Here is a 6,411-nt window from a genome sequence, read left to right as displayed (position 1 = left end):
ACTTAGCGGAAATGGCATTGGGACATGACTTCATCACCCTCGTTGGGGATTCGTGGTGCGACAGACGCATCAAACATCGCGCGATTGACGCAAAGCAAAAGATGGGGCCGGCGGCCACGAAAAGGCCACACCGGGCCATCCGGAAAGACCTCCCGAGCAGTTCCTCTCCCTGCCTTCAACCTCATCTGGTGACACCAGAACCAGATTTTGAATCCGTCATCTTCAAATTCTTATTACTGCGTCACCTGGCGGGACGGCATCCCCGGGGAGGAGGACCCGGCAGGGTGGAGGATCTCCCCTCCATCGCGCCGGAGGGATGGCCGGCGCGGTGACCGCGCCCGGGTACGCCCTGCCCACGGCACGTGCGGAGGAGAGTCCAGGCGCGCTCACCGGTTGAACCAGCCCACCGGTAGCCGGAACGACGACGGGACTCGGCGCACAAGAAAAATCGCCGGGAACCGGAACACCGGGAGAAACCGGACCGCCCGGTCACGGCATTCTTCGTCCTTGCCCGGCGAGGCCGGACGGGAACAGCCACCTCACCAGATCGACCCGCCGCCACACAACGGAAGCCAACCACCGTCGCCGACGACAGGGATCGTGGATCTCCATGGTCGTACCTCGTCGTCTTATCGATCGATCACGGCAGGGGAGCCGCTGGCGCCCAGTGGCTTCCGGTCCGACTACGGGGTTACCGGGGACCCGCGACCCAACCATTCACCACTTCCCACCATGGATCATGCCGATGCGTGGGAAGGATGGCCCAACGTAGGGTTCACCTGGCTCGAACACACGAAAACAACACCGGAAGCTGTTGATCGGCGGGCAGCTCCACTCCGCGTTGGCCTCCCCCGCGTTGGCCTCCCCGCTGGCGGACGGGGTTCCAGGCCGGCCAGCCGGGTATCCCGGACCGGGCTTCGAAGGAGGCGGACGATGGCCGACATCGTGGTCGGGGTCGATGGTTCCGCGGGCTCCCACACGGCGCTGCGCTGGGCGTTCACCGAGGCGGAGTGGCAGGGGTGCGGCATCCGAGCCATGATCGGCTTCGCCCGTGGTACGGCACAGTCCGGGATGCGGGCCGGTCTGGCGCAGGCGGCCGAGCGGACGCTACACAAGACCGTGACGGCGGTCACGCCACCGGGATCGACCGTCTCCGTGGCGGAGCAGGCCGTGGACCTGCCGGGCGCGGAGGCCCTGCTGACGGTCGGCCGCGACGCCAGCATGATCGTGGTCGGTGCCCGGGGGCAGGGACTGCTGCACCGGCTGCGAATCGGGTCGGTCAGTGCCTCCGTCGCCGTACATGCCACGGTTCCGGTCGTGATCGCCCGCGGTGACGTCGAGGCCGCCATCGCCAGCTCGGGTGCGACCATCGGCTCGGGTGCGACCGCCGCCGAAGGCACGATCCCGGCCGGCGCGCCGTCCCGACTGTCCCGGCCGATCGCCGTGGGTGTGGACGGCTCCCCCAACGCACTGTCGGCCCTCGCCTGGGCCGCTGGGGAGGCCGCGCTGCGCGGGGTTCCGCTGATCGCCGTGCACGCCTGGCTCGCAGCGATCCCGTTGCCGTTCGCCGAGGCACCGGGGGAGATCACCCAGGCCCTGGAGGACCAGGCCCGGGCCGTGCTCGACGAGTCCATCGCGGGCGTCCGCGACCGCGGCCAACTGCCGGCCGGACTGGACCTACGGGCCGTGGTGGTGCCCGCCTCGGCCACCCAGGCCTTGATCGTCAAGGGCCGCGAGTGCGATCTTGTCGTCGTCGGCGCCCGCGGTCACGGCGGCTTCGCCGAGCTGCTGCTGGGATCGGTCAGCCACCAGTGCATGCTTCACTGCCCCACCCCGGTGGCGATCATTCGGCAGTGGTAGCGGGGCAGCGGCGACCGGTCGTCAACGGGTCGGGCCGTGCACGACCGCATGCGTGTCCGGGAGGATCCCGTCCCAGGCGTACCACCGCTCGTTGTTCTGCCCGGGCGCCGGATCCCACGGATTACGCAGCAGCACCCGCCGGCGCGCCGCGTCCACGGCGAGCAGGGTGTAGGCGTGCGCCGCGACGAGCCCGCCAGGTCGGGTTCGACGCCGGGTGGTCACAATCACCACCTCGCCGCCGGCGAGGAGCTCCCCGAGGGCGGGAACGGTCGCCTCGTGGGCGGCGAGCACGTGCGCCGATCGCCCGGTGAGCGTCCGCAGGGCCGTCGCCGCATTTCCGAATTCGATGGCGGGATAGCCGCCGTGCAGCCGGGCGTAGGCCTTCTCGTACAGCGCCGGCCACAGCTCCGGCCGTCCCGCCGCGTCGTCGCCGTCCATCGCGACCTCCTCGTACCCGGCTGCACGTGACCAGGAGGTGCCCGGCGTCTGCGGCCCGGGTGCCTCATCCTCCGATCGATCCTCTGACCGCCCGTACGGCGGCTGGACCCGACGAGCGGGCAGTGCGGCCGTGACGGTGACGCCCACGCCGGCGCCGGCCGGTCCGCGGGGGTGCATGGTGATCATGACAGTGCCGTTGGGGTTGGCCCGCAGCCGCTCCGCGAGCAGCCCAGGATCCTGGCGGGCGATGCCGATCAGCGCCGCGACGAGGTAGCAGTCGGCGACGTCGCCCTGCCCCACATCGCTCGGGCTGATCCCGTCACGCACCGTCGGGTCGCCGGTGCGGTCGACCGCCACGACCTCGCCGGGGCGTCCGCGGACGACAGGGTAGCCGGGTTCGAGCCATGGGAAAGCCAGCAGGAGGTCTCCGATCATGGCCGAGGAGGCCCCGGCGATCAGGGTGTCGGTGAGGTCGGCCAGCGCCGGCAGGTAGCGAAGGATGCCGGGGCCCGGATTTTCGATCACCCGGGCGGCCACTGCGGCAAGGACCGCCAGGGGCCGGCCGCGCAGCCGGGAGATGGCCGCCTGGCGCATCGCCGCGGACAGGCCAGCCAGCCGAGCGCTGATCGCCGCCAGATCATTGACGGTCACTGCCGCCGGATCCGTGCCGATGCGGGCGACCAGCTCGGCTGCGGCGAAACGCGCCATCCGCCGGTCGATGCCGCGCGCCATGGCCGGCGCTCCGACGGCGACCGCGTGCAGCCCGAACCCGACGGGGTCGTCCCGTCCGGACGAGCCAGCCAGACTGGACGAGCCGGCCAGACCGGGCGGTTTGCGCTCCCCGAACAGGCCGTGCGGACCGGACCAGTCCGCGCCGCCGAACGGACCGGGCAGCCGGCTCAACCGTTCCCCGTCCGCGGCGACGGCCCGAGCCAGGGCTGCCGACCGGTCGCCCGCTGCCCGCAGGCGGTCGGACAGGACGCCCAGCAGGACCGGATCGAACAGAACGGTTTCGTCAATCGGGACCATCCCGGCGGGCCTGCCGTCCCCGGTGCCGCCGGTGGCCAGTCGGTGGGCCAGCATCCACATCCGTGGGTCGTTCCCGACGCCGCCGGACGCGTCGAACCGGCGCAGCCGGGCGAGCTCATCGGCGGATACCACAGCAGCCGCGCCGAGACCGAGGCGCAAGGCGTGGGCACGCTCATCGTACCGCTCGGCGAGCCAGTCGAGCAGCCCGGCCCGATCGCGCAGCATCCCGGCGCCGACGTCGAGCGCCCGCTGCCAGTCGTCCAGCCGGGCGGCGTACCGGATCCGCCACGGTGACCGCCAGGCCCGCGGGGTGTCGGCGGTACGCACACCGGCCAGCACCCCGGCCACCTCCGGGGCGAGCCGGCGTAGCCGGGCGGCGCGCTCGCGCAGTTCGCCCGCGGCCGCGGCGAGGGCCGCGACATCACGGGGTGTACCAAGGTCTGCTCGCATCGGGCACGCCATCCGGCTCGCTGGCGACGGGATGATCAAAGCGTAACCCGACGGGTCCCCCTCGCCACGTCGGCTCGGCCACCCGCGACCGCGGGCGCTCGTCCGCGTTAGAGTTTTGATCATTTGGCCGCAGGGACCGCGGCTCCCGCGACCCTGCCGCCAAGAACACCGGGAACACCGGAAAGCCCGGAACACCGGGAACGCCAAGAACTGGGAGGGCATGTGACCGAGGCCGTCGTCGTCGCCGCAACCCGGTCATCGATCGGGCGGGCGTTCAAGGGTTCGCTGCGGGGGATGCGGGCCGACGACCTCGCGGCCGTCATCGTCCGGGCAGCCCTGGACCAGGTTCCGGCCCTCGACCCGGCCGATATCGACGATCTCATCATCGGCTGCGGGCTACCCGGAGGCGAACAGGGACACAACATCAGCCGCGTCGTCGCCGTCAGCCTCGGGTTCGACACCGTTCCCGGCACGACGGTCTCCCGGTACTGTGCCTCCTCCCTGCAGGCTCTGCGGATGGCCGCGCACGCCGTCCGCGCGGGAGAGGGCGACGCGTTCATCGCCGCCGGGATGGAGGTCGTCAGCAGCTTCGTCAGGGGCAACAGCGACAGCCTGCCGGACACCCAGAACCCGCGCTACTGCGAGGCCCAGGCCCGTACGGCGGCCCGCGCGCAGGCGGGGTCCGCGCCCTGGACGGATCCCCGGGCGGCCGGCGAGCTGCCCGACGTCTACATCGCTATGGGGCAGACCGCCGAGAACGTGGCCCAGCTCGCCGGCGTGAGCCGCCTCGAACAGGACGAGTACGCCTGCCGCTCGCAGAACCTGACGGAGCGGGCCGTCGCGGACGGCTTCTTCAAGCGAGAGATCATTCCGGTGCCGCTGCCCGACGGCGGGGTGATCGACAGCGACGACAGTCCCCGGCCGGGAACCACGATACGGGCGCTGGCCGCCCTCAGGCCGGTGTTCCGCCCAGACGGTACCGTCACGGCCGGTAACGCCTGCCTGCTCAACGACGGAGCCGCTGCGGTCATCGTCATGAGCGACACCAGGGCCCGCGAGCTCGGCATCACCCCGCTGGCCCGGATCGTCTCCACCGGCGTCAGCGCGCTGTCACCGGAGATCATGGGCCTGGCCCCGGTGGAGGCGTCCCGGCGGGCCCTGGCCCGGGCGGGGATGACGATCGACGACGTCGACCTGGTAGAGCTGAACGAGGCATTCGCGGCGCAGGTCATCCCGGCCTACCGGGCACTCGGGCTCGACGTCGCGAAGCTGAACGTGCACGGTGGCGCGATCGCGCTCGGTCACCCGTTCGGGATGACCGGCGCCCGCCTACTCACCACCCTGCTGAACGGACTACACACCACCGACACGACCATCGGATTGGAGACGATGTGCGTCGGCGGCGGGCAGGGCATGGCGCTGGTCGTCGAGCGGCTGTCCTGAGCCGGGAATTCGCGACCTTTCGGACTCCGAATATGCCGCGACCGGCACCTCGTGCTAGGCAGAAAGAGCACGCGCATGCGATCGGTCACCGGAGCATCCAGGCAGAACAGACCGGATCGCCCGGCAGGGAGGTCGGCCATCATGATGTTCGCATCCGTCGGAGAGAGGTTCGTCGTCCACGGCCGCACGGTGGGCAGCCCGGAACGACACGGGACCGTGGTCGAGGTACGCGGCGAGGACGGAGGCCCGCCGTTCGTCGTGCGTTGGGATGACGGGCACGAGGGGCTCTTCTTCCCGAGCTACGACTCGCTCGTCGAACTCCGACCGTCACGGGAGTCCGCGGGCGTCTGACCCCGGGCACGCCCGAGCGCGGGGAGCCAGGCCCAGGGCATGTTAATCGCCTGAAGCATTTTCCGGCGAAATCGGCTGCCCCGGGGCCTTCAGGCGATGTGACCTGCTGCGCTATACAGCAGGGACACAGCTGTCGGGCCGACAGGTAACGTGCGTCGATCCGGAGGCAACACAGATAGCTCCGGAGCGTGACCGATGCCTACGCCCTCCCCGTCCACCGGCGATCCAGCCGATCATCCCGGCCGGCCCGAACACCGGTCGGAACCAGGCCGTCCCTCGGGCCCGGACCACGGGTCCGGGCCATCGGTGGCACTCGTCAGTATGGTCAGTCGGCGCTCGGGCATCGTCGCCGTCGTGGCGCTGCTCGTCACCGCCGCCCTGGGGTTCGGAACCACCCGGCTGGAGTTCACCACCGGCCAGGACAACTATCTGAACCCCGACTCCCAGGTCGCCCGGGACAACGTCGCCTACCAGTCCCTCTTCGGCGGCCAGGCGATGGTCACGCTGTTCGCCCTGGACAAGGGCGAACGACTCGAGGACCTGTTCACCAAGCGCAACATCAGCCAGTTCCGGGAGTTGCAGGCCAGCCTCGACGCCGATGACCGGATCGAATCGGTGATCACCCCGCTCGCGGCGCTGGAGTTCACGAACAACCTGGTCACGAGCCCGGACGGCAATCCCGTCAACAGCCCCGCCGGGAAGATCCTGCTCGGCGCCCAGCGCCGCGACCCGGATCCGGCCTCCGCCCAGCGGCGCCTCGCCGACTCCATCACGACCCTGCAGCGGATGCAGGCGAGCCTCAATGCCGCTTCTACTGGTGGATCTTGATGGTCGTCGGTG

General features: G+C 70.8%; 5 protein-coding genes. 4 read left to right on the top strand and 1 reads right to left on the bottom strand.

Going from position 1 to position 6,411, the window contains the following annotated elements; genetic code table 11:
• The first annotated feature begins 933 nt into the window (after window positions 1-933).
• The gene (locus tag AC08OT_RS18320) at window positions 934-1,860 is read left to right on the top strand and encodes a universal stress protein (RefSeq protein ID WP_476594323.1); all 927 of its coding nucleotides are present in this window, start codon (window positions 934-936) and stop codon (window positions 1,858-1,860) included.
• 21 nt (window positions 1,861-1,881) lie between these two features.
• On the opposite strand, the gene AC08OT_RS18315 is transcribed toward AC08OT_RS18320, so the two are convergent.
• Window positions 1,882-3,777 (bottom strand): C2 family cysteine protease, encoded by a 1,896-nt coding sequence (locus tag AC08OT_RS18315; RefSeq protein ID WP_476594324.1) that lies wholly within the window; start codon window positions 3,775-3,777, stop codon window positions 1,882-1,884.
• A gap of 222 nt (window positions 3,778-3,999) precedes the next feature.
• On the opposite strand from AC08OT_RS18315, the gene AC08OT_RS18310 reads away from it, so the two are divergent.
• The 3 genes from AC08OT_RS18310 to AC08OT_RS18300 all read left to right on the top strand — a co-directional run bounded on the left by AC08OT_RS18310 (window position 4,000) and on the right by AC08OT_RS18300 (window position 6,399).
• Window positions 4,000-5,220 (top strand): acetyl-CoA C-acetyltransferase, encoded by a 1,221-nt coding sequence (locus tag AC08OT_RS18310; protein ID WP_476594325.1) that lies wholly within the window; start codon window positions 4,000-4,002, stop codon window positions 5,218-5,220.
• Window positions 5,221-5,364: 144 nt separating this feature from the next.
• Window positions 5,365-5,571: a DUF1918 domain-containing protein gene (locus AC08OT_RS18305; RefSeq protein WP_035729341.1), complete on the top strand. Its 207-nt coding sequence runs from the start codon at window positions 5,365-5,367 to the stop codon at window positions 5,569-5,571.
• Window positions 5,572-5,877: 306 nt separating this feature from the next.
• Window positions 5,878-6,399 carry a hypothetical protein gene (locus AC08OT_RS18300; RefSeq protein WP_476603094.1) on the top strand — a complete coding sequence of 174 codons (522 nt, stop codon included), beginning with the start codon at window positions 5,878-5,880 and terminating at the stop codon, window positions 6,397-6,399.
• Window positions 6,400-6,411: the final 12 nt, after the last annotated feature.

It is taken from the genome of Frankia sp. CgJB1 (assembly GCF_977947065.1).
The sequence above is the reverse complement of the archived record's forward strand: the minus strand, read 5'-3'. Positions and strand labels throughout refer to the sequence as shown.

Excerpts from the sequence above, each read along its gene's own strand:
- AC08OT_RS18320 (WP_476594323.1), top strand. The coding sequence starts at position 934 with ATGGCCGACATCGTGGTCGGGGTCGATGGTTCCGCGGGCTCCCACACG.
- AC08OT_RS18315 (WP_476594324.1), bottom strand. The coding sequence starts at position 3,777 with ATGCGAGCAGACCTTGGTACACCCCGTGATGTCGCGGCCCTCGCCGCG.
- AC08OT_RS18305 (WP_035729341.1), top strand. The coding sequence starts at position 5,365 with ATGTTCGCATCCGTCGGAGAGAGGTTCGTCGTCCACGGCCGCACGGTG.